Genomic DNA, 22,304 nt, shown 5'->3' with positions numbered 1-22,304 from the left:
TCTGCTATCTGTCCTCTAGACCCGGCATTAAGCCCAGTCTTTGCTGTCCATAGATGCCTCTGGCTATGGATTACAGCCCCTTAAGCAGATTTGTTGAGGCTGAGTTAAACATACTAACGTGCGAAAAGGCCGGAGGGGTCAACCCCCCGGCCTAAACTGGTTGTGTTGGTAGTAGTGGTTAGGAAGATTATTGGCGCTGTTTAAAGCTAGCGAGCCACTCCCGCAGTTGGTCGGCGGCGACGTCGCGCCCACCCAGACCAAAGGCGATCGCGATCGCCACTGCGATCGCCCCCAGCAATAGGCCAAAGGCCAGGTTGACGATGTCGGGAGCCACTCCCATCTGCTGTAGGGCCATAGCCCCCACAAAGATCAAGATGGCGATGCGAGCCGCTTGGGCCAGTACCCTGGCCTGTCCGGTGCCCATGGCGTTGACCAGGCGAAAGGCCAGATTTGCCAGGTAGAGGCCCACCGCAAAGACAACCACGCCACTGAGCACCCGTGCGCCAATGCGCAGAATCGCCCGCACAATCTCCGTCAGACCGGCGAAATTGAGAATTTCGGTGGCGGTCACGGCCCCAAACAGCACGATCGCCACCAGGGTGATAATGCCAACGATCTCTGAGGGGGTGCGGCTTGGGGTCTGCACCGTAGTCATGGGACGGCCTTCGGCATCAAGCCCAGGCTGTACCGTGGTGGCCCCTGTGGCCAGATTTAGGTCTGGCAACCCCAAAACGCCCAGGATGTTGTCAAAGCCAGCTCCCCGTAGCAAGCTGGTAACCAGGTCGGACACAAAGCGCCCTACAAAGTAGGCCGCAGCGATCACAACCCCCGCCATAATGACTTGGGGAATTGCGGTCAAAATCTGCTCTAGCATCCCAATGGCGGGAGCCGAAATGGCCTCGATATCAAGCTCGTTGAGGGCGGCCACCACAGCGGGGATGAGCACCAGCACGTAGGCTAAGGTACCGGCCAGACTGGAGAGGGAAACGCCCGACGTGCCGCTTTGCAGCCCCAGACGGCGACCGAGCTGATCGACTCCGGTGGCCATCAGCAGATTGGTCACTACGCCGCGCACAATTCGCGCAATCACCCAGCCGATGGCTAGAACGATTCCGGCGGTGACAATGCGGGGAATGGCCTGAAGGAAAGAATTAATTAGCCCTTCTACCGGGGCCAACAGCCCAGGTAGCTGCAGGGCGCTCAAAATCAGCGGAATAAACAGCAGCAAAATGAACCAGTACAGCACGTTGCCGATGGTTTCATTCAGCACGACCGGAGAGCTGCCCTGCTCTAAGCCGGTCTGCTGAGCTAGGCGATCGTCTAGATTAAAGCGACCTAGGCCATTGACCACGAGCGATCGCACCAGAGTCGCCGCCAGCCAGGCCACCCCCAGCAGTAGCAGCGCACCGCCGATACGGGGTAGGTAGAGAAAGATCTGGTCGAGAAAGTTGTTGAGCGGAGTCGACACCCCAGACAGGTTAAGGGCGTTGAGCGACGCCACAATGGCGAACAGAAAAATCACCCAGTACACGAGGGTCGATGCCCATTTTTCAATCGGTATGGGCTGATCTGACGGGCGACCCAGAGCCCAGTTGGCAAGGCGGTTATCGAGGTCGGTACGCCGCAGCAGACTGCGTACCACCAGAGCCGCCACCGTGGCTATAAGCCAGCCCAGCAGCAGCAGTGCGATCGCCCCAATTAAGCTGGGTAAAAATCTCCCCAGTTGCCCAGAAGCCTCTTGCACAAAGCGGCTGGGAGACTCCACAGGGTTAGTCAGCGGTCCAGGGTCGGCAGGTTGAACTCCAGGCTCAGTCACCTGAAGCAGTGTTAGCGATAAAAAATTAATCATGATCCTTGCAGTTGGGAGCATCCTGAAAGAGCATTGTGCAGGGGGCCGTTGCGCGATCTCGACTGTTGGCCATTCACTACAGGCAAATAAACTGACAGCCAAATCATGTCATTCCATGAACCAGCGCTTCAGCTTAAAAACGAGACCGCCCAGGGCAAGTACGATAGAAACTTCCCAAAAATACACGTTTTTGAGGATTTTGATACCTACACCCGGGCTGATTCTCTCAGGAGTCCATTGAGATGTCTACTCGTCGTGTCTTTGAACACAGCATTTCCATTAGCGCTAGCGCCAGCCAGGTGGAGCAGTGTTTGACTCGTCAAGACCTGATGCACCGCTGGCTCAACCCAGCCCTACGCTGCGACCCGATCGGCGACTGGAGCACCGAGCTGGGAGCCAAAAGCCGGTTTGTGATTCAGGTGCCGCTGTGGCAACCTGCGCTGGTGAGTACGGTGGTTGAGCGTCAGCCAGGCCTGATTGTGTGGGCATTTGAAGGATTTTTTGACGGTCGCGATCGCTGGGAATGTACCCCCGAGCCAGCAGGAACCCGGTTGCTGAACCGGTTTGAGTTTGAGATTCCCAACCCCGTCATACAGGCTGGGTTTAACTGGGTTGCTGCTGGCTGGACTCAGCGAGACATGGCTGCTCAACTGCGCCGCCTGAAACAGGTAGCTGAAACCCAGACCAATCGATGTTGATCTCGAGCATGGCCACTCATTAAAAAGGCCGTAGAGACAACGCTCCCTACGGCCTAGATATAAAAATTGTGGGTAACTTCCAGAGAGGATTAGCTGGAGGTCGTTTGAGTCGCCAGCATTTGCTTAAGCTTCTCCAATTCGCCGGCCCAGCGAGGATCGGGCTGAACCGAGGCACTGGTGCTAGCAGCTGCCGCTGGAGTAGAAGACTTACGAGTGCTTCCCTTAGCCGGTCGCTTGCCGGAAGGTTCGCCACTGGGACGAGCTTCTGCTTCACCCTCGGGCTTGGTGCGGGGCAGCGCTTTTTCAATTTTAATGGGCAGTTCTGCTAGCATCTGGCCATTCAGTTTTTCTACAACTTCATCAGCCTTTTCGTCGGTCTTTACGGTTACGAAGCCAAATCCCCGGCATTTCCCGGTTTTTTTGTCAGCAATTAGCTTGACAGAGACCAAGTCAGCCGTAAAATCAGCGAAAACGTTTTCAAACTCCTGCCGCTCTAGATCCTTAGAAAGGTTACCAACGTAAAGGCGAATTGACATTTGAGATACCTCTGGTGTTCTAAAACAAAGGGCAAAAATCGAAATCGTTGACTCGCCAAGTGAAGTTTGAATAGCAAGTCAACCGCCACCTTTGACAACCCTATTCACACAATCGATTTCTATCAGGATTGCAGATTCTGCTCCAAAAGCCTAATAAAGTCGTATTAAAACGTCAAATCTAAATCCTGTATCAATTTAACAAATTCTTACTTCGTGCGATCGCCCCTAGGCCCTAATCTGTTATTGAAAATAACTTAAAAACCCAAAGCTCAGGGGTGTGATCTTAACTATCGTCGCCCTGGAAAGAAACGACTCATCAAACTCCTTGAGTTTCCCAGAAGCTGCCTACCTTAATCATCTTCCCAAGGAAAGACCTAACATTTATAGGCCATTAACTGAGTACCTTGGATAGTGAAATATCAGCGCTGCTGTCCCTCTATACAATTATCTATTACCGTAACACGTTAGATGCCTCGCGGCTGGCGCAGCCGCGAACCAAAATTAGCACCCAAATAAAAACCAGCCGGCAAGGGCTGGTTCATTTGCTGTGTTGAGAGTAGGAGAACCCATTACCCAATAACCCCAAAGCCAACCCTAAACGGGTAACCCAGGAACCTAGGTATGTGTTTCTGTAAATTAACTTAACATCAAATACACTATTTCGCAACACAACTTTACGTATCGCGGCTATCCCCCTCGAAAAATCGTCCAAATTCCAATCAGGCTGATGGCTAGGCTCAAGAGCGTAGCCCAAATCGGTCCATAGGCTTGAAAGCGGTGACGGGGGTCCAGCTGCACGTGATGGATGTCGACCCACAACAAACCACCGCCATAGCGACTCCAGCCACTGACTGTGACAGCTTGCCCAATCCACAGCCGGGGGTGGCGCTGAAATAACTCTTGAAGACTGCCCAAGGGGACCGGATTAACCAGTTTGACTAGCCCTGAGGCATCGTCAAGGTACAAATTTTGGCAGCCCCAGTTTTCTAACCCGATGGAACCTCGTAGCTGGCCCCGGAGGGTTACAGGTTTTCCTTGCACAGATAGGACTGAGCTGCTGTGGAGCAGATCCGCAATAGTATCTGGGGCGGTGGTGCTGGTTTGTCCGGCGGGAGGCGGGCCACCCAAATCGGGAAACAGAGCGTTGATGCGCAGCAGCAGGCCTAGTCCCAGGCCCAACCATAGCCCTCCCAAAAGTACGCTGGGGTCTTGGTAGAGCCAGCTTAATCGTTGCCAACCCAGCCGATTGACAACGCCGCCCAAAAACCACAGCCCCATGGCTATGCCGCCCCCCATCAGTAGGCCCGCTAGTGGACTTTTTTGCAGCAGTAGCCGTGGGGGTGAAAAGCTGTTTGAAGTTGGAGACGCCAGCGGTAGGGCGACAGCGGTGGGCTGCTGTCGAAGGATTGCCTGCTGGCTGAGATCGAGCAGCCGCTCCCCTAAGGGTGGGTGGGAGGCATTGACACGCAACCACTGGCGGTAGGGGTTGAGGCTGTCTACCGCAACCAGGTTAGCGATGGTGGTGGCGCGATTCGTGAGGCGATCGCTGTGGAAATTGTCCGCTGTATCCAGGCTTTGACCATCGCGCCCTGCCTTTGCCAACAGGCTACCTGGGGTAATCGCCTGGCGACTGCTGACGGGCATTAGAACCTCTAGGCTGGTAAGCAACGGGTGGAGGGTACCCCGCCGCTCAAGGTCAGCTGCGATCGCCTCAGTAAGCTGCAGCAGGCCATCCGCCAGGTGGTCGGGGTGCTGCGTGAGCACAGTGGCGCGGCGATCGCCCCAGCTACAGCCCGATCGCGACAGCCACAGCACGAGCTGCCGCAGCAGCCAAAACAGGCCGTAAAAGATACTGGAAAATACTCCTAAGGGGTTGCGTAGGAAGGGTTGGGTTAACCTATCCCCAACCTGGGCTAGACGATAGTAGGCAGTGTGCAATAGCAGCAGCAGCAGCCCTACCGCTGAGAGCACCAATCCGCTACCGTTCACCATCTGAGCCAGCTCGTACCCATATAGCGCCGTTATAGCTTCATCAGGTCCCTGGTCTAAAATGCCTTGGCTGACGACAATGCGAGTATTGCGCGCCAGCCAGCCATAGCTAAAGCACAGGGGAGCCTGATCGGGAATAACCCGGAGCTCGGGTAGTTGCCAACCGCGCTGGCGGCACACTTGGCGCAACAGGCGCAGGGTTCCTGGGCTAGACCCTTGGAGCTGGCGCGTTGATAGAGGCTTTTGGCCATGCCAAAAAGCCAAGGCAAAGTCCATAATCCACGGGCTGGCTAGGGCTAGCAACACCAGCCCACCGATAATCCAAACGGTGTAGGTATGATACGCCCCCGGCAGGCTGAGCTGTACCGGCCACCGCACCCATCGCAGCAGCCTATCCACCGTTCTGAGGGCAAAATGGATGGCCCAATTTGTTATCCAGAGCAGGGCGATCGCCGTAAGCCCCTGCTGTAGCCACAGCCCCACCGGGTACTTTGGCAGAGAAGCTTGGCGCTGCCGCTGCTGGCCTGCGGTAGCCTTTGAGCGTAAGCCTGGCTCAGCACCAGATGTAGAAGCCGGAATCGCTGCATCGCTGGAGGCATCTGGAGGGCGATCGCTGTCGTTTTGATCTATACCCGAGCGTTGGTTAAGCTGCTGAAAGTGAAAGAGCGACTGGTAGGTTGGCTCTGGTTCCCTTGCTTCAGCAGCGTCCAAATTAGCGTCTTTTGGCTTAGGCTGGTCAAGTTCTTCTGGGTTAGGCAGGGAGATAGATGCTTTGGCAGCGGATTTTGGTGGCCCAGGCGGTAAGGTCTGAGAACTTACGGTGCCTGCTAACGGCACAAAGCCACTTAAATCGGCTCTATTTGGTGAGGCGGTCTCCTGAGTTGCTGAAGGAACCCCGCCCTTCGTCCTGTCAGGCAGCTGGCTTAGAACCTGTTGAGCCCACTGCCGAGCCTCGGATGAAGAACTGGCGATCAGAACTTGGCAACCCAATCGGGCTTGGTCAACCTGCTTCAGTCGCTGGTGTGCCCTTACCTGACCCATTACAGCTTTGAGATAGTAGGGAGAACCCGGCGGCAATTGCCCCAAACGCTGAAAAAGCGCTAGAGCTTGGTCATAGCTTTGGGCTTTGAAGGCAGTCACCGCCTGTTGGTATACCTGCTTGGGTGAGGCACCGGAGCGATCGCTAGGGCCAGAAGCTTGGGATTTGGGGTCTATGGGCTGCGCCATACGCCGCTAGTTAAGGATAGAAAAGCAGAGGAGAAGTTCAAGGATAACCAACTATTCCCATTCTGTTTCTTCCTCCTGCGGATAACCGTTTGTTAACAATTGGCGAGACAAACCCTGGCAGCAGATTGCAGTTGCCCTCTAGACTAAGCAACAGTGCCACTGTTGCTGCTGCTCTATGATTGCCGTTAGCCTTTTTATTGCTAGTTTCCTGGCCTGGTTTCTCAGCATGCTAGCAGGGGGTGGCAGTCCGTTTATTCTAATTCCCATGATTTCCCTGTTGCTAGGATCCGCGGCGGTAGCCCCGGTGATTACGACAGGACTGCTGATTGGCAATACTCAGCGGGGAATTTCTTTTTGGCACCATGTGGACTGGCAACTAACAGCCTGGTACGTGCCGGGAGCTACGGTGGGAGCCATTATTGGTGGTTACGGGCTCACCCAGGTTCATGTAGAAGGCCTACAACTGCTACTTGGCCTCGGGCTGCTAATTATGGTTGCTAACCACCTACCGATTCCCAAGGATGCTCAGTTTGTGGTCAAAGCCTGGTACTTTTTGCCGCTGTCCTTTATCAATGCCATTGGGTCCGGGCTAATCGGCAGCACTGGCCCAGTTATGAACCCGTTGTATCTCAACTATGGGTTAGAAAAAGAGGCCATGGTAGCTACCAAAGCCCTCAATAAAGCGGTGCTACATCTAGTTAAATTAACGGCCTACGCTGCCTTTGGCAGCCTCAGCTCAGACTATCTGGTTTATGGGTTGGTGATTGGGTTAGGTGCCATACCGGCCAACTGGCTGGGTAAGCTGGTGCTGGCAAAAATGTCGGCCCAGCAGTTTAGACAGCTAGTGCTTGCCTTTGTAGCAGTAAGCGGTGTAACCATGATCTGGCAGCAGCGCCATTTTTTGACTGTCTCGTTTATGTAAGCTAATTACTAGCTTGCAAATTCTCTAAGACGTCTTGAGTTGTTTCTAGCGGTTCTTCGGAATATTCTGTTTGGCGGTCCAAACCCAACAATGTTTCGACGAGCCCATAGAGGGAGATTTCGTCTGCTCCAGAAAGTTGGCGATCTTTGAGATCGGTGAGTCCTTGGGCGAGTTCGGAGGCTCTGCTCTTATAGTCGCGGTGGGCAGTGAGCATATCCTCAAAAATAGATTGCTCAATTTCAACTCGATTTTGGCCTTCGTTGAGGGGTGTTTGGTAGGCCACATCCTCCACGTCATACTTAACTAGCACCACCAGTGCATTACTGGCGGCTTTAATGGCTTCCTGTAGGCGGCGCGTGTCGAGTTCGAGCCGATCAAAACCCACCTGGCCAGTAATCTTCAGCTCCACAATGGGGGCGATGCTGCTCTGGTGCTTAGCAGCGGCGGCGATCGCGCAATCTAGAGCCATCTGGTTCAATTCGTCTAGGCTTTCCTGGCCCTTGGCCACTAGCTCAACCCGTTCGATGGGGCGCTGAAAGTAATCCGTCTTGAGCTGCGCGTCGATGCGATCGGGCAACAGTTCTACTAAATAAGCACCTCGGGGATAGCGGCTTTCCTCAACATTGTTAGCCTCAAGAGAGCCAGGATTGAACACCCATCCCTCGGCGGTGTAATTCTTGTGAATATGGCCCAAGGCTAGATAATCTACCCCAGCTTCCTTGAGCGGCAGCAGTTCGCTATAACGCAGTGCTCCAGCGTAGCGAGAGATTTGCCCTTCCAGGCCGTGGTGAAACAGCAAAACTGTGTGGTCGGGACCAGTGGGCAAGTCTTTGATAGCGTCAGCTAATAGCTCAATGGCGCGAGGGGCAGTGGCCCCATACCAGTTTGATCCGATTACCCGCACGCCGCAGGATAGGTCAATATAGCCGCCGGAGCGGGTGCTGCCGTCCCACGGGGTGAGCCGCTCTGCGGCATTCGCTCCGTCGTTGGGCTCCAGCAGCTTGAGCAGGTTCCACTCAGAGAGATACTTGAGCCAGCTAGTGCGAGTGCCATAGGGGCGGTTGTCGTGGTTGCCCTCAATGGCCACCACTGGAATGTTGGCATCCTTCAGCGTTTGAAGGCAAACCTGAGCCTGGTTGAGGGTAGCGGGCTTAATGTTGCGGTGCTCAAAGAGATCGCCCGCGATCGCCACAAAATCTACTCTCTCCTCGACAGCGTATCGTTCCAGCACTGTTTGCAGAGCGCGGAAAAAGTCCTTAGTGCGCTCAGGAGTGTCGTAGCGGTCAAACCCCAAGTGGATATCGGCAATATGAAGAAACTTGGCCATCAGGCTGTCCGCAGCGCTACTTCCTCAGCCTAGTTCCGATTTTCAATTTTGGAAGTTTGATTTTGGCCAAAAAATCTTGACTGGTAGCCAACTGTCCGTAACCTCACAGATTCCTAGACCGCGGATGACTCAGCCGCCAGCTCTTCCAATCGTTCCTGCTGGTCTCGGCTAACACAAGACTGAATCAGATCCTCAATATCCCCTTCTAAAACCGGGGTGAGGGTAAAGTTTTGGTTGAGACGGTGGTCGGTTACCCGATTGTCTTTGTAGTTGTAGGTGCGAATTTTCTCCGATCGCGCCCCACTGCCTACCTGCGACTTTCGCATCGAAGATACGGCCTCCTGCTGCTCTCGCATCTTTATGTCAAAGAGCTTAGCCCGCAGAATCTGCATGGCTCGCTCACGGTTTTTGAGCTGTGAGCGCTCTTCGGTGCAAAACACTCGAATGCCCGTAGGCTTGTGAATCAGATCAACCGCCGTTTCTACTTTGTTGACGTTCTGACCGCCAGCCCCGCCCGATCGCGCCGTGGTGAGCTCAATATCCTTGGGATCAATCTGCACTTCTACCTCGTCCACCTCAGGCATAATTGCCACAGTGGCCGTAGACGTATGCACCCGCCCGCCCGCCTCGGTGACCGGCACCCGCTGAACGCGGTGAACCCCTGCCTCAAACTTGAGCTGGCTGTAGACGCGATCGCCCGCAATTTCTAAAATTGCTTCCTTAAAACCGCCCATATCGGCGGCCGACTCGCTGAGCAGCTTCACACGCCAGCCCTGCGTTTCGGCGTAGCGGGAATAGAGGCGCACCAAATCCCCGGCCCAGATACTAGCCTCATCGCCGCCGGTACCCGCACGAATCTCCAACATGATGTTCTTGTCATCATTGGGATCGCGTGGCAGCAGTAGCACCTTGAGTCGAGATTCTAGCTCCGCTAGCTTCGCATCTAGAGCCTCAACCTCTAGACCTGCCATCGCTTTCATCTCAGGGTCGCTGTTAGCTTCCTTGTAGATTTCGCGCGCATCAGCCAATTCCTCGCCGGTAGATTTCCACTCAGCGTAGGTTGCGACCGTTTCCTCCAAGGAAGATCTAGACTTGGCAATACGCTGAAACTCATCCGGATCCTTGGCTACATCTGGGTCAGCCATTCTCCGCGTCAGCTCTTGGAACGTCTGTTCCACAGAGTTGAGTTTTTCGATTAAGTACGCCTCAGCCATAGTCCCCTTTTGTCCGCCGTCTAGCCAGAATGCTTTGCCCTACTACTACAGCACAGCAAACTAGGCCTTGTCGGCAGCGTCGTCGGTGGGAGTAGCCGATGTATCAGCCATACCATACTTACGCAGAAAGCGCTCAACGCGGCCTTCAGTATCAATAATTTTCTGGGTACCGGTATAGAAAGGGTGATTCCCAGACCATACGTCCACATGCAGTTCAGGCTTGGTAGAGCCCACGGTCATAATCTCTTTACCGTCGCAGAAGACCTTAGCCTCGGGATACCAAGTGGGGTGAATATCAGACTTTGCCATGACAGGGTTTGAAACAACGTCAATAGAGTGAGACAGACTTAGCAGAGATAGGAGCAAGGATTTACTGGTAATGGCAAAAGCTCAAAATTGAGCTTTGCCAAACCATGTCTAAATCACTAACTTCAATCTAGCGCTTGGAGAACTGAGGTGCCTTACGGGCCTTCTTCAGACCGTACTTGCGGCGCTCCTTAGCACGGGGATCGCGGGTTAAATACCCTTCTACTTTGAGAGGCTTGCGGTTTTCAGGATCAAGCTCACACAGTGCTCGGGCTACACCAAGCCGAATTGCATCAGCCTGACCGGTTAAGCCACCACCCTTGACGTTAACTAAAACATCATAGGCGTTCTCCAAACCCAGCACCTCGAGAGGTGCCTTGGTAGCGTTGAGATAAGCTGGGTTGAACTGTAGGTAATCGTCACCAGGGCGCTTGTTGATTACCAGCTGACCACTTCCAGGCACTAGACGTACTCGCGCGATGGAGGTCTTGCGACGACCGGTACCCCAATACACAGCCCGTTCAGATTGATCGGTAGCCTGCATTATTTAGCTTCTCCAGGAATAGTATTTACAGCGTGAATTACAGGATTTTGAGCCTGATGAGGATGCTCTGGCCCGGCATACACCTTAAGCTTGGTGAACTGCTTGCGGCCCAAAGAATTCTTCGGCAGCATACCCTTCACAGCCTGCTCAAGAATTCGCGCAGGAATACGAGCCTGGAGCTTATCAAAGGTCTCAACCTTCATCCCCCCAGGACGTCCTGAGTGGCGCCGATAGAGCTTCATGCTGGACTTACGACCCGTAACTACCACTTTTTCAGCGTTCACCACGACAACAAAATCGCCAGTGTCCATGTGGGGAGTAAAGGTCGGCTTGTTTTTGCCGCGCAGAATTGTGGCGATTTCGGTTGCCAACCGTCCCAGGCGCTGACCTTCAGCGTCGATTACGTGCCACTGCCTCTGAATAGAATCGGTGGGGGGAATGTAGGTCTTAGTAGTCATAGCGCTTGAGCTGCCTTTCTTGAGTAAACCACACTAAATAAAACAAACGAGCTAAATAAAACTGGACAAACTTTAGGCTACCGCCGCACCCCAGAAAAAATGGGGCTGAGTATCAAACCAAACCTCCTGAGCGAAGGGATGGTCGTCGTAGCCAACCCGAAGCAGACACAACCCTTGGGCAGGGGCCGCATATTTAACCTGCTGCCGCTGGCGTTGCTGCCACAGCTCACCAAACTGTGTCGGTGTCAGTTCACCACTACCTACCTTCACCACCAGGCCCATAATCAGCCGCACCATACCGTACAAAAAACCCTTGGCTTGAAGCTCAACGGTGAGGAAAGTATCTTGGCGGTGACACTCAGCTACCTGTAGGTCTACCCAGGAATGGCTTTTGCCTGAGCGCGCCCGGTGAAAGGCTGTCATATCATGATGGCCCACCATGGCGTCGAGAGCCACCTGAATTTTTCCCTGGTCTAAATACTGACGGTAGTAGTGCCAGACAAAAGGACGCACAAACAAATTTGGCCGCTGCCCAGTGTATAGGGTATAGCGGTAGCGCCGCCAGCAGGCTGAAAATTGGGCATGCCAAGTGTCAGCCACCGCCGCCGAAGCCCGAATCAAAATATCCTCTGGCAGTCGAGCATTGAGCACATCGGCCCAGCGGTGTGCTGGGATAAAGCTAGGCGCATCAAAGTGAGCCACTTGAGCCGCCGCATGGACACCTGTATCGGTTCGTCCTGCACCACTGAGACGCACCTCATAGCCCAGCACTGAACGCACAGCTGCTTCAATCTCGCCCTGCACCGTACGAGCATTGGGCTGCCATTGCCAGCCGTGGAGATGTGTACCCACATACTGCACTACCAAAGCTACCCGCTGAGTTGACTGAGCAAACTCCGCGGGCTGGCTTTCTAGACTGCGCTGTATGGGTGACGACTTCTCCATCAATACGGGCTAAGGGCTAATAAATAAATAAGAGCGTTGGCACAGAGGAGCTAGGTTAACTCAATGATGGCCATCTCAGAGTTATCGCCTCGGCGGCGAACGGTCTTGACAATACGGGTATAACCGCCGTTGCGACTGCCGTAGCGCTCGCTTGCTTGGCTAAATAGAGCATGCACTAGCTGCTTGTCGTAGATATATCCCATGGCCTGACGACGGGCTGGTAGAGAACCATCTTTGGCTAGGGTAATCATACGGTCGGCTTCTTCACGCACGGCTCTAGCCCGAGCTTTAGTCGTGGTAATTCGACCGTGGCGAATTAGCTCTGTGGTTAGGGAACGCAACAGAGCTTTACGCTGGTCTGCGGGCTTCCCAAGTTGATGAACGCGACACTGGTGACGCATGGTACTGAACTCAGATGAACAACAAAATGAAAGATCAGAAAACCAAGTAGATTAGAACTAGAACGGCTCAGCGTATTAAGCTTTTTGGTTCTAAGGCTAATCCCTGAGCTTAGGCTGTCTTAGATGCCTTCTCAAGGGGTAGGGTGATACCCAAACGCTCCTGAAGAGCCTCAATTACCTCTTCAGCAGATTTCTGACCAAAGTTTTTGATCTCTAGGAGATCTTCTTGACTAAAGTCAAGTAAGTCGGCTACCGAATTAATTTGGGCCCGCTTTAGGCAGTTGTAGGCCCGTACCGACAGCCTTAGTTCTTCAATAGGAATTTGGTTGTTGGGGTCTTCTTCCTTGACCTCTTCGTCAAACTTGGGCTCTAAGGTGACATCCTTGAGGGGCATAAATAGACCCACTAGGATATCGGCGGCCTGGCTCATTGCTTGCTGAGGAGTAATGCTGCCATTTGTCCAGATGTCCATGATCAGCTGGTCGCGCTGCATAGACCCAGAAACAACGACCTCTTCAACGGTGTAATTGACCTTTTTGACTGGCATAAACACCGAGTCAATTTGAATGAAGTCTAGCGCCGTAGCATCGTCTTTACTCCGTTCCACGGCTCGGTAGCCCTGGCCCCGCTCAACCCTAAACTCCATCTCCAGCGTATGGCCATCCGCTACTGTCGCCACGTACTGCTCAGGGTTGACCACTTCTACTTCAGACGGTAGCTCAAAGTGACCCGCAGTCACTCGAGCAGGACCTTGAACTAGAAGGCGGCCGATTTGAGGCTGGCTGGTATAGCTCCTTAGGACGATCTCCTTCATGTTGAGAAGAATGTCGAGAACATCTTCCCGCACCCCAACAATGGTTGAGAACTCATGGGTCGCCCCAGCAATTCTCACGGCTGTAATTGCAATACCCTCTAGGTTGGATAGCAATACCCGCCGTAGCGCATTGCCTACGGTAGTACCCTGACTACGCTCTAAAGGCTCGATGACAAATCGACCGTACTGACTTTGGTCGTTTTCAACGACAGACTCTACGCAATCAACATGAAACTGTGCCAAAATCCTGCCTCCCTTAAACCTCGCGATACCCTGCTCACCAAATGCGCCAACGACACTATGGTGAGTGCCTAAACCCGACGACGCTTGGGTGGTCGACAACCGTTGTGGGGGATAGGAGTAACATCTCTAATTAGAGTAATTTCTAAACCCGCTCCCTGTAAGGCACGAATAGCGGTTTCGCGACCAGCCCCAGGACCGCTCACCATGACCTCAATCTGCCGCATCCCTTGATCCATCGCCCGTCGAGCAGCGCTATCAGCTGCTGTCTGAGCTGCAAAGGGTGTCCCCTTTTTTGCTCCCTTGAATCCACTAGAGCCTGCTGAAGCCCAGGAAATTGCTTCCCCTGACTGGTCAGTAATAGTCACAATGGTGTTGTTGAAGGTTGAACGGATGTGAGCGACACCGCTCGGTACGTTCTTCTTACTTTTTCGAGGTCCAGTCTTTCGAGTCGGTTTGGCCATAGCGTTGTCACTAAATTCAATTCAAGGAAACTTGAGTCAATGCGATTATCGGTGAGCCACTAACACTAGCAAACACCAGTAAACAGTCAGAAAAACTCGCTACAAAGCTTAGCGAGCTTTTTGCTCTAACCCCCATGTTGACTGAAGGCTGAGGCGAAGCAGTTTTACTTGCGAGGTGCTTTCTTCTTACCAGCCACCGTACGACGGGTGCCGCCTCGACGGGTGCGAGAGTTGGTTCGGGTACGCTGCCCACGCACTGGTAGGCCAGCGCGGTGACGCCGTCCACGGTAGGAGCCGATGTCCATCAATCGCTTGATGTTCATGCTTTCCAACCGTCGTAGATCGCCCTCTACTTGATAGTCGCTTTCGACGGAGTCACGTAGCTTTGCTACGTCGGAATCGGTCAAGTCCTTAACCCGCACGTCAGGACTAACCCCGGTTTTAGCGAGGATTTCTTTAGAACGGGTAAGGCCAATACCGTAGATATAGGTCAAGCCAATTTCAACTCGTTTGTCGCGTGGCAAATCCACGCCTGCTATCCGTGCCACCTTTAACTATCTCCCCAGTATGTGGTTTTAACCATGCAGCCCAGCTATGGCTACTCAGTTTGCTATGTTAGGCCGCTGCCCAAACCGTCAAAAGTCTATACAAAAACTCGAACAGAACGTTTAGATTCAGTTGTTCCGAGTCAGTATACTCAACACCATCTGGCACATCAAAACGGCATTCGCACTGTTGCAAACACCCTGCCAGACCTTACATTACCCCTGTCGTTGCTTATGCTTGGGGTTAGAACAAATCACCATGACCCGGCCGCGGCGGCGAATCACACGACACTTATCACACATCTTGCGCACAGACGCACGGACTTTCATGTCCAACTCGCACTTCACTACAGAATTGCTATGCTAGCAAGCTGACGGCAATCCGTCAAATAAAAATTGCCTTTGAGGTAATGCCGGAAACAAAAAGAGGTCGTCCACGGACGACCTCTTCTCGAGAATTACTCAGAAAAATGACGAAAGAGTGCGGGTTCTATCCCTAAGCTCCGCGTTTGAGGGCGGATTCTACCTGCTTCAGTTCCTGCTCGACACGAGTCTTGAGCTTTTCAGGCAGGGGGCGGTTGGGATAGCTGCTGTAGTGACCTGCGATCGCATTTAGTGCCGTGCGCATTGTCGTAAACGAGCTGAGGTTAGCTACAGAAGTATCCCGGCGATAGCGAGAGGCAAAGTCGCTAATGACGGCCTTGGCCTCAGCTTGTGCCTCTACCTTAGCGGGGTCATCGTCAGGTAGGTTAATCGAGGTTCTGAGGCTATCTACCAGCATCAATGTGTCTTGGCGATAGTCACCACTGAGCCTGCCGCTGACGCCTGCACCGCACCCTGTGAGGCCAACAACGGCCACAAGTACTAAGGCTAAGAGACGAGCAATTAAAGATTTCATAGGATTCTTTGAAAGAGGTTAGGTCAAACGACAGGCCAGAGGAAATAGGCACTAAATCCCGTGCTAAAGCTGCGCTGGTGTCATTTTGGTGCTTTCATTCTATAGCGCACCGTGGTCATAGTATTCTTTGGTTGATTGAGGACGCTCTGTCTCAGGCTGGATAAATGCGCAGCCGTCGGTTAGGTTCTTCGCCACAGCTGAGGGATTTGAGCCGATAATGTTCGGCTAGCTCGTGCTGCATCTTGCGGATGTGGGCTGAGCGGGGCAGCAGTTCAACCGGTTGGCCTTTGGGAATCACGATTTGCTCAACGGCTAGACGAGCTTCTTCTAAGGCTTCTAGCTCATCGTCGCCGCCACTGTGACTAAACAGTTCTAGGTCAATGGCGGCTGGATTGTCATCCATGTCCAGCAGGCGCTGGAGGGCGCGGGTAATTTGGGGAATGCTGTTGGACTTGACCAGGTGGACAGGAATCTGCCGCCCCTGGGCCATGTGCTTGAGCTTGGCTTGGGCCTTAGCGTGCGATCGCAGCGCTATCACGGCATCAGCGTTGTCCAAATCTTTAGTGATCACTACAGGCATATGCAAAGTCTGAATTACCCGCTCAATCTGGTAACGACTGAGGCCATAGGGATAAAGGCGCATGGCATCTTCCCCATTGGGGCCGATGATGTCGTCATCGGGAGTCGTCTCTAGCAGGTGGGCGAACATGGGGTCAGTGGTCGGTTCTTGGCTATAGACCTTACCTAGGGGCCGAATGTTGTTGCCGTTGCCTGTGGTGCGCTGGGCGATCGCGGCATTGGTCGGAGGCACCATTTGCCCTGCTGCGCGCCAGCCCATACCCGATCGCGATGGCTTGGCGACCTCTCGCCCTGAGCCCGGTAGCTCGTGGGTAATAATTACCTTCTGGTTCTCATCCACAGTGCGAATTTGTAGCCCCGGCTGGCGCCCCCGCAGCAGGTTGTCAATAGTGACTGTCACATCCTCATGGACGGCCCAGCGCTGCCGCTCCAGCATTTCCACGGCGATGTCAAAAGTCGGAGGAGCCTTACGCTCTAGCACGCTTTTTTGGCTGCCTCGACGGCGGGCTTCTTCATCCCCTAGGGTGACCGATTGAATACCGCCAATCAAGTCTGAAAGCGTTGGGTTTTTAATCAGATTTTCGAGCTGGTTGCCGTGGGCGGTACCCACTAGCTGCACCCCACGCTCAGCGATGGTGCGGGCCGCCAAGGCCTCTAGCTCGGTGCCAATTTCATCAATGACGATCACTTCAGGCATGTGGTTCTCCACCGCCTCGATCATCACGCGATGTTGTTCTTCGGGGCGAGCTACCTGCATGCGCCGCGCTCGACCAATGGCGGGATGGGGAATGTCACCATCGCCCGCAATTTCGTTGGAGGTGTCGATAATCACCACCCGCTTTTGCAGGTCGTCGGCCAGCACTCGGGCAATTTCGCGCAGAGCGGTGGTTTTACCTACGCCAGGCCGACCCAGCATCAGAATGGAACGACCTGTCTCCACCAGGTCTCGAATCATACCGATGGTGCCAAAGATCGCTCGCCCCACGCGGCAGGTGAGGCCAATCACTTCCCCAGAGCGGTTGCGAATGGCGCTGATGCGGTGCAACGTTTTCTCAATACCGGCTCGGTTATCGCCGCCAAAAATGCCCACTCGCTTGATGCAGTGGTCTAGATCGGCATGGGTAACGGGATCTTCAGACAGATACTCGACGCTGCCAAAAAATCTTGCTTCGGGCAGGCGACCCAGGTCTAAAACGACTTCAATCAGGCTTGGGCGTTGAGGGTGGTGCAGAAGCTGGGCGCGAATGGACGGAGGTAGAATACTGAGAATTTGCTCGAGGTCATCAATGGGCATGTCTTGGGCAGGGGCAGACTGGTGTTGGGCCGTCCCTTCAGATTCAGTGGGTAAAAAATCCACGGCAAGGTTATTAATGGCAGAAAAGTTGTCGGCAGGGGCGTTGCTGCTCGATCCGTCACTCATCGAGCGATCGTCGCTATAGCTAACCATAACGTGTTGGTAAAAAATGTCTATGGGATTTGAGTGGGCCTACCAGCTGCCGGGCCAGGGCTAGACTTTGGCCCAAGACACTACTCTCTAACCGCTGCCAAGGGGCAACGGTTGGTTGGGTAAGGCCGTCGCTGATTGAAGTGTTTTGACCGATGGCGGACTGGTCAAGGGAGCCATTCCCTAGCCAGGGTTGAAGCTCTTGGTCAAGGGCGTCAAGCAGCGGCAGTACTTGCGATCGCCCGTAGCTACCGTAGGCAATGCCCGAAATAGTTTTGGGGGCTAAAGCTGTATCACCGTCAACCATCCCAACCGGCTGGGAAGAAGGCCAGGCATTGGGTTGAGACGCATCAAGCTGAAGTGGAAATGCTGTACTGACCAAACCGAGATTGAGCAACTTATCTACAGTGTAGCCATTGGTACCGCCAGCGGGTTGCACATAGCCCGGTAGCCCTGCGTCGAGAATCTTTTGGGCCAGACGAATGGCGGCGTGGGTTGTGCCTTTACCCAAGTCACCGCTCATGGGTCGACCATCCGTTTGCCAGATCAGAGGCACCTCTAACGGCGCCATCAGATTGTAGAGGTGCCATAGATACGGCACCACCTGGTCGTGATCTGGGCAGCTAATGGAAATTAGTTTGAGGTGAGGTCGCCACGCTTGCAGCCGCCGCCAGAGCTGCTCGAACTGAACGTGATGCCCAGTTTGGGTATGAATTTCTACGGCATCAATTTGGGCCAGTTGCTCATTAGGAAAGGCTTCTGGGCTGGCTAGATAAGATTGGGCTTCAATATTATCAATTGGGCAAACGGTGATGCAGCGACCGCAGCCGTAGCAGAGGTTCGCAGCCACTCCACCCTGCTTGGGAGCCTGAAACTGAATGGCGGCCGTGGGACAAATAGATTCGCAGGGGCGATCGCACTGGGGTGGGCAGTGCGCCGCATCGAAGTGAGCCTTGCGAAAGTGAGGGTCTTCACTGTCATTGAGGCTCACCATGAGCCAGGGCAATCCGGGAATCAGATGGTTGTAATTCTCTGAAGACGCTTCGCCGTTGTCCAAATACTCCGCCAAGCGCATAGCATCCGCCAATCCCTGACGGGCAGTGGCTACCACCGCTCCATCGGCGGCGACGTCGATGCAATCTACTCCCGCTAAGGCATAGAGCATCGCCAACCGACGCACCGTCGGCATGTCCTGGTAGCTAGCACCGCAAATTAGCTTTACCCACTGCCCCATCTGTAGCGATCGGTGGGGAAACGGTAGGGGACTTTGTAGGTAAAGCGGCCCCGATACAGCTCCAGAGGCGATTTCAGTGTCCATGGGGGCGTAGATTTTAGCGAGGATAACCCAGCTCTTTGGGAGCCAGCCTCGCAGTTTAAATTGGCCTCGGGTCTATATCAGGTTGGCCAAGGGCTCCCAGCTAAAGGAGCGATCGCCCCCCATTTCCACCACCACTTTTACTCGAGGCTCAAGGGATGGCAGGCTAACCAAATAGGCCAGCTCCTGGCGCGACAAAATATGTCCCTCAATCAGCCACAGCACCATGCCTTTCGCCTTAGCCGACATGGTATCTAGACGATATGTGAGTACCGGGGGAACAAAATAGGTGTAGCCTACCGCCGCACCACTGCCCAAGGTCTTCTTACCCAAGTGGGGCGGGCGCACCCCGTGAATAGCGGTGAGATAAGAGGACACATCCCCTAATCCACGAGCAGTGAGGTTCATCGTTTCGTAACCGGTAGCCTTCAATCGGCGCTGGTAGCGACCTTCAAACCCTCCCTCTAGGGGTATGCGCACGGCGATCGCGCCGTTGCTCTCCAGATCTTTAATAAAGGGCTTACCCGTTGTCAGCAGCGCCATAAATTATCCTCGACCGTTGGCTATCAGGTGTTATTGTACTGCGTTCATGCGGAGAGTAAACCCAGCTAGCCAGAAGCCTTTGTTTGGCTGACTGTCTGCGCCTAGGTGGGTCAGCAGCCGAACTTTAAAACTTTTCTGAAAATGGTTATAGACATGTGCTGATAAGGAGTGTACTATGGTAAATCGCCGACAAAAAAGGATACTGAGTAGTCCAGCGGGTTACCCAAGTCCTGGCATTTGGCTGTTCTGATGCCCTAACACCAAGGTGTTTGCGGTTTTGGCTCTAGGGCCAGCTGTGGTCAGAGTAAGCCAGCTTTCTTTTGAATAGTGACCGGTTTAGGCCGGCAACGCTTACCCCCGGTGAGCTTTTTAGTCTGGGGTGTTCAAAAGTCGATGTCGTTGATGCGCAAAGCTCTCCATTCAGGGAGTCCTGCGCATTTCGTAGTGTGTTAGTAGGGAGACAGGACTGTGGCAGTCGGTATTCTCGGCAAAAAGCTGGGCATGACCCAAGTATTCGATGAGGCAGGCAATGCTATCCCCGTAACGGTGGTGCAGGCCGGCCCCTGTGTTGTTACTCAGATTAAAACCTCAGATACCGATGGCTATGCAGCTGTCCAACTAGGTTTTGATGAAGTGACCGAAAAGAAGCTTAACAAGCCCGAGTTAGGCCATCTGGCTCGCTCTGGCAGCGCTCCTTTACGTCATTTGAAGGAATATCGGGTTGATGCCGCCGATGGTTTTGAGTTGGGGCAGACCGTAACTGCTGAAACGTTTAGCCAAGGCCAGCTGGTGGATGTCACCGGTAAGAGTATGGGTCGTGGCTTCGCGGGCTATCAAAAGCGTCACAACTTCCGCCGTGGCCCCATGGCCCACGGTTCTAAGAACCATCGACTACCTGGTTCTACAGGCGCAGGTACGACTCCTGGCCGTGTTTATCCCGGTAAGCGGATGGCTGGTCAAATGGGCAATGCTCGGGTGACCATTCGCAAGTTGGAGGTGGTGCGGGTAGATGGCGATCGCAACATCCTGCTGATCAAAGGTGCCATTCCTGGCAAGCCCGGCGGGTTGTTGAGTATTGCTCCAGCCCAATGGGTAAATGCCTAATTCTTCCAGGGTTGCAGCAAGCGGTTTAAGTCTTTGACTTTCGGGCATCCAAAGCTTTTTAAGAGATAGGTTCAGACAATGGTTGAGTGCGTCGTAAAAAACTGGGAGGGCCAAGAGGCGGGTACGGCATCCTTAGATCTTCAGGTTGCCAAAGAAGAGTCTGCCTCTCACATTGTTCACCGCGCTCTAGTGCGTCAGATGAACAACGCCCGTCAAGGCACGGTTTCTACTAAGACCCGTGCTGAAGTCAGAGGTGGTGGCCGAAAGCCCTGGCGGCAAAAGGGCACCGGTCGAGCCCGAGCTGGTTCTAACCGTTCTCCTCTGTGGCGCGGCGGCGGTGTTATCTTTGGCCCTAAGCCCCGCGACTATAGCGTCAAGATGAACCGCAAAGAGCGGCGGTTGGCTTTACGCACCGTCCTCCAGAGCCGGATTGACGATTTAGTGGTAGTGGAAGGATTTGAGGATAAATTCTCTCGCCCCAAAACCCGTGATCTGCTCGATGCTATTGCTCGCTGGGGTATTGATCCCAACGCCAAGATTCTCTTGATCATTGCCGAACGACAAGAACTGGTCTATCTCTCGGCCCGCAACGTTGAGAACGTCAAGCTGATTACCGCTGCTAACCTCAACGTTCATGACTTGCTGAATGCTGACTATCTTGTCATTACATCCCCTGCCCTAGAGGCTATTCAGGAGGTTTACAGTGATTAATGCCGCTAATACCCCATCTTTGGCTGATCTCATCCGTCGGCCCCTGATTACCGAAAAGGCTACCCTTCTACTGGAGAACAACCAGTACGTCTTTGAGGTTGACCCTCGGGCTAACAAGCTGCAAATCAAGGCAGCGATCGAGGAATTATTTGAAGTCAGGGTTGTGTCGGTCAATACATACAATCCTCCCAAGAAGAAGCGTCGGATGGGTCGCTTTGTAGGCCATCGTCCTCACTACAAGCGTTCTGTGGTCACTCTGGCCCCTGGAAACACTATTCCTCTCTTCCCCGATCTCTAGGATCAAGTTTTCACTGTCTTAACCTTTAGCCGTGTAGCCAGCAAGTACTCCCATGGGCATCCGTACCTATCGACCTTATACCCCTGGTACTCGTGAGCGAACCGTTTCTGAGTTTGCCGAGATTACCCGCAGCGAGCCTGAAAAGTCTCTAACTCACTCCACCCATCGTCCCAAGGGGCGTAACAACCGAGGGGTAATTACCTGTCGCCATCGGGGTGGCGGTCATAAGCGCTTGTACCGCGTCATCGATTTTCATCGCAATAAGCTGGGCGTGCTCGCCAAGGTCGCTTCCATCGAGTATGACCCTAACCGTAATGCACGTATCTCCCTGCTTCATTACGAAGACGGTGAAAAGCGCTACATTCTCTGTCCCGCTGGCCTAGCGGTAGGGGCAACCGTGGTGGCTGGTCCTGATGCACCTCTAGAGGTAGGCAATGCCCTACCTCTTTACAAAATTCCCCTGGGCACCACGGTGCACAACGTAGAGATGCAGGCTGGGAAAGGCGGACAAATGGTGCGCTCTGCCGGCACTGGCGCTCAAGTTGTAGCTAAAGAGGGTGACTATGTCACCCTTAAGCTGCCTTCGACTGAGGTTCGCCTAGTGCGTCGCGAGTGCTATGCCACCATTGGCCAGGTCGGCAATGCTGATATCCGCAACGTTAGCCTTGGTAAAGCAGGCCGTAAGCGTTGGATGGGCCGCCGTCCTGAGGTACGAGGTAGTGTGATGAACCCGGTTGATCACCCCCATGGTGGTGGTGAGGGTCGGGCACCCATTGGACGCTCTGGTCCTGTAACCCCTTGGGGCAAGCCAGCCTTGGGTTACAAAACTCGCAAAAAGAACAAGGACAGCGACAAGTACGTGGTGCGTCGTCGTCGTCGCGTATCTAAGCGGGGTCGTGGCGGTCGTAACGCCTAGTTGGCAATTTGTTGGCT

Annotated in this window: 24 protein-coding genes; 6 read left to right on the top strand and 18 right to left on the bottom strand. The window is 53.9% G+C overall.

Annotated elements, in window-relative coordinates; all coding sequences use genetic code 11:
- Positions 1 to 187: 187 nt before the first annotated feature.
- Positions 188 to 1,849, bottom strand: coding sequence for a mechanosensitive ion channel (locus H6F75_RS09390; RefSeq protein ID WP_190751449.1), 1,662 nt, complete (start codon positions 1,847 to 1,849; stop codon positions 188 to 190).
- Positions 1,850 to 2,091: 242 nt separating this feature from the next.
- Here H6F75_RS09390 and H6F75_RS09385 point away from each other — a divergent pair, with 242 nt between their 5' ends.
- Positions 2,092 to 2,547 carry an SRPBCC family protein gene (locus H6F75_RS09385; RefSeq protein ID WP_190751447.1) on the top strand — a complete coding sequence of 152 codons (456 nt, stop codon included), beginning with the start codon at positions 2,092 to 2,094 and terminating at the stop codon, positions 2,545 to 2,547.
- Positions 2,548 to 2,636: 89 nt separating this feature from the next.
- Here the strand turns inward: H6F75_RS09385 and H6F75_RS09380 are convergent, their stop codons facing one another.
- Positions 2,637 to 3,083 (bottom strand): RNA-binding protein, encoded by a 447-nt coding sequence (locus H6F75_RS09380; protein WP_190751445.1) that lies wholly within the window; start codon positions 3,081 to 3,083, stop codon positions 2,637 to 2,639.
- 687 nt (positions 3,084 to 3,770) lie between these two features.
- Complete coding sequence (locus H6F75_RS09375; protein WP_190751443.1) at positions 3,771 to 6,299, bottom strand: M48 family metalloprotease; 2,529 nt, start codon at positions 6,297 to 6,299, stop codon at positions 3,771 to 3,773.
- A gap of 175 nt (positions 6,300 to 6,474) precedes the next feature.
- Between H6F75_RS09375 and H6F75_RS09370 the strand changes: the two genes are divergently transcribed.
- A complete protein-coding gene (locus tag H6F75_RS09370) occupies positions 6,475 to 7,221 on the top strand; it encodes a sulfite exporter TauE/SafE family protein (RefSeq protein WP_190751441.1) in 747 nt (248 codons plus the stop codon).
- A gap of 1 nt (position 7,222) precedes the next feature.
- On the opposite strand, the gene H6F75_RS09365 is transcribed toward H6F75_RS09370, so the two are convergent.
- From H6F75_RS09365 to H6F75_RS09295, 15 genes are all read right to left on the bottom strand, one after another.
- A complete protein-coding gene (locus H6F75_RS09365; RefSeq protein ID WP_190751439.1) occupies positions 7,223 to 8,548 on the bottom strand; it encodes a DNA repair exonuclease in 1,326 nt (441 codons plus the stop codon).
- A gap of 113 nt (positions 8,549 to 8,661) precedes the next feature.
- On the bottom strand, positions 8,662 to 9,762 hold the full coding sequence (gene prfA / locus H6F75_RS09360; protein ID WP_190751437.1) for a peptide chain release factor 1: 1,101 nt from the start codon (positions 9,760 to 9,762) through the stop codon (positions 8,662 to 8,664).
- A gap of 60 nt (positions 9,763 to 9,822) precedes the next feature.
- Positions 9,823 to 10,071, bottom strand: a complete 249-nt coding sequence (gene rpmE, locus H6F75_RS09355; protein ID WP_190751435.1) for a 50S ribosomal protein L31 — start codon at positions 10,069 to 10,071, stop codon at positions 9,823 to 9,825.
- 127 nt (positions 10,072 to 10,198) lie between these two features.
- A complete protein-coding gene (rpsI, locus tag H6F75_RS09350; protein ID WP_073609642.1) occupies positions 10,199 to 10,612 on the bottom strand; it encodes a 30S ribosomal protein S9 in 414 nt (137 codons plus the stop codon).
- On the bottom strand, positions 10,612 to 11,070 hold the full coding sequence (rplM, locus tag H6F75_RS09345; RefSeq protein ID WP_073609641.1) for a 50S ribosomal protein L13: 459 nt from the start codon (positions 11,068 to 11,070) through the stop codon (positions 10,612 to 10,614). Before rplM ends, rpsI begins: the two co-directional genes overlap by 1 nt.
- A gap of 72 nt (positions 11,071 to 11,142) precedes the next feature.
- The gene (gene truA, locus H6F75_RS09340) at positions 11,143 to 12,015 is read right to left on the bottom strand and encodes a tRNA pseudouridine(38-40) synthase TruA (protein ID WP_190751433.1); all 873 of its coding nucleotides are present in this window, start codon (positions 12,013 to 12,015) and stop codon (positions 11,143 to 11,145) included.
- Positions 12,016 to 12,065: 50 nt separating this feature from the next.
- Entirely contained in the window at positions 12,066 to 12,416 is a 351-nt protein-coding gene (gene rplQ / locus H6F75_RS09335) for a 50S ribosomal protein L17 (RefSeq protein ID WP_190522649.1), read from the bottom strand.
- Positions 12,417 to 12,525: 109 nt separating this feature from the next.
- Positions 12,526 to 13,473 carry a DNA-directed RNA polymerase subunit alpha gene (locus H6F75_RS09330; protein WP_190751431.1) on the bottom strand — a complete coding sequence of 316 codons (948 nt, stop codon included), beginning with the start codon at positions 13,471 to 13,473 and terminating at the stop codon, positions 12,526 to 12,528.
- Positions 13,474 to 13,541: 68 nt separating this feature from the next.
- On the bottom strand, positions 13,542 to 13,934 hold the full coding sequence (rpsK, locus tag H6F75_RS09325; protein ID WP_073609638.1) for a 30S ribosomal protein S11: 393 nt from the start codon (positions 13,932 to 13,934) through the stop codon (positions 13,542 to 13,544).
- A 164-nt stretch (positions 13,935 to 14,098) separates the two neighbouring features.
- Positions 14,099 to 14,482 (bottom strand): 30S ribosomal protein S13, encoded by a 384-nt coding sequence (rpsM, locus tag H6F75_RS09320; RefSeq protein ID WP_190522654.1) that lies wholly within the window; start codon positions 14,480 to 14,482, stop codon positions 14,099 to 14,101.
- 213 nt (positions 14,483 to 14,695) lie between these two features.
- Positions 14,696 to 14,809, bottom strand: coding sequence for a 50S ribosomal protein L36 (gene rpmJ, locus H6F75_RS09315; RefSeq protein WP_071527191.1), 114 nt, complete (start codon positions 14,807 to 14,809; stop codon positions 14,696 to 14,698).
- Between the two features lie 166 nt (positions 14,810 to 14,975).
- Entirely contained in the window at positions 14,976 to 15,377 is a 402-nt protein-coding gene (gene psb27 / locus H6F75_RS09310) for a photosystem II protein Psb27 (protein ID WP_190751429.1), read from the bottom strand.
- Positions 15,378 to 15,528: 151 nt separating this feature from the next.
- Entirely contained in the window at positions 15,529 to 17,250 is a 1,722-nt protein-coding gene (locus H6F75_RS09305) for a R3H domain-containing nucleic acid-binding protein (protein WP_190751542.1), read from the bottom strand.
- Positions 17,251 to 17,395: 145 nt separating this feature from the next.
- A complete protein-coding gene (locus H6F75_RS09300; protein ID WP_190751427.1) occupies positions 17,396 to 18,718 on the bottom strand; it encodes a circadian clock protein LdpA in 1,323 nt (440 codons plus the stop codon).
- A 72-nt stretch (positions 18,719 to 18,790) separates the two neighbouring features.
- Entirely contained in the window at positions 18,791 to 19,258 is a 468-nt protein-coding gene (locus H6F75_RS09295) for an NAD(P)H-quinone oxidoreductase subunit N (protein ID WP_190751425.1), read from the bottom strand.
- 468 nt (positions 19,259 to 19,726) lie between these two features.
- Here H6F75_RS09295 and rplC point away from each other — a divergent pair, with 468 nt between their 5' ends.
- The 4 genes from rplC (at position 19,727) to rplB (ending at position 22,287) form a co-directional block, all read left to right on the top strand.
- Complete coding sequence (rplC, locus tag H6F75_RS09290) at positions 19,727 to 20,362, top strand: 50S ribosomal protein L3 (RefSeq protein WP_190751423.1); 636 nt, start codon at positions 19,727 to 19,729, stop codon at positions 20,360 to 20,362.
- A gap of 78 nt (positions 20,363 to 20,440) precedes the next feature.
- Positions 20,441 to 21,073, top strand: a complete 633-nt coding sequence (gene rplD / locus H6F75_RS09285) for a 50S ribosomal protein L4 (protein ID WP_190751421.1) — start codon at positions 20,441 to 20,443, stop codon at positions 21,071 to 21,073.
- Positions 21,069 to 21,371, top strand: a complete 303-nt coding sequence (locus H6F75_RS09280) for a 50S ribosomal protein L23 (RefSeq protein WP_190751540.1) — start codon at positions 21,069 to 21,071, stop codon at positions 21,369 to 21,371. The genes rplD and H6F75_RS09280 overlap by 5 nt, the downstream gene beginning before the upstream one ends.
- 52 nt (positions 21,372 to 21,423) lie before the next feature.
- Complete coding sequence (gene rplB, locus H6F75_RS09275; protein ID WP_190751419.1) at positions 21,424 to 22,287, top strand: 50S ribosomal protein L2; 864 nt, start codon at positions 21,424 to 21,426, stop codon at positions 22,285 to 22,287.
- Positions 22,288 to 22,304 lie beyond the last annotated feature (17 nt).

The sequence above is a fragment of the Nodosilinea sp. FACHB-131 genome (assembly GCF_014695395.1).
Taxonomy (GTDB): Bacteria; Cyanobacteriota; Cyanobacteriia; order Phormidesmidales; family Phormidesmidaceae; genus Nodosilinea.
This window is presented reverse-complemented; position numbering and strand designations above follow the sequence as displayed.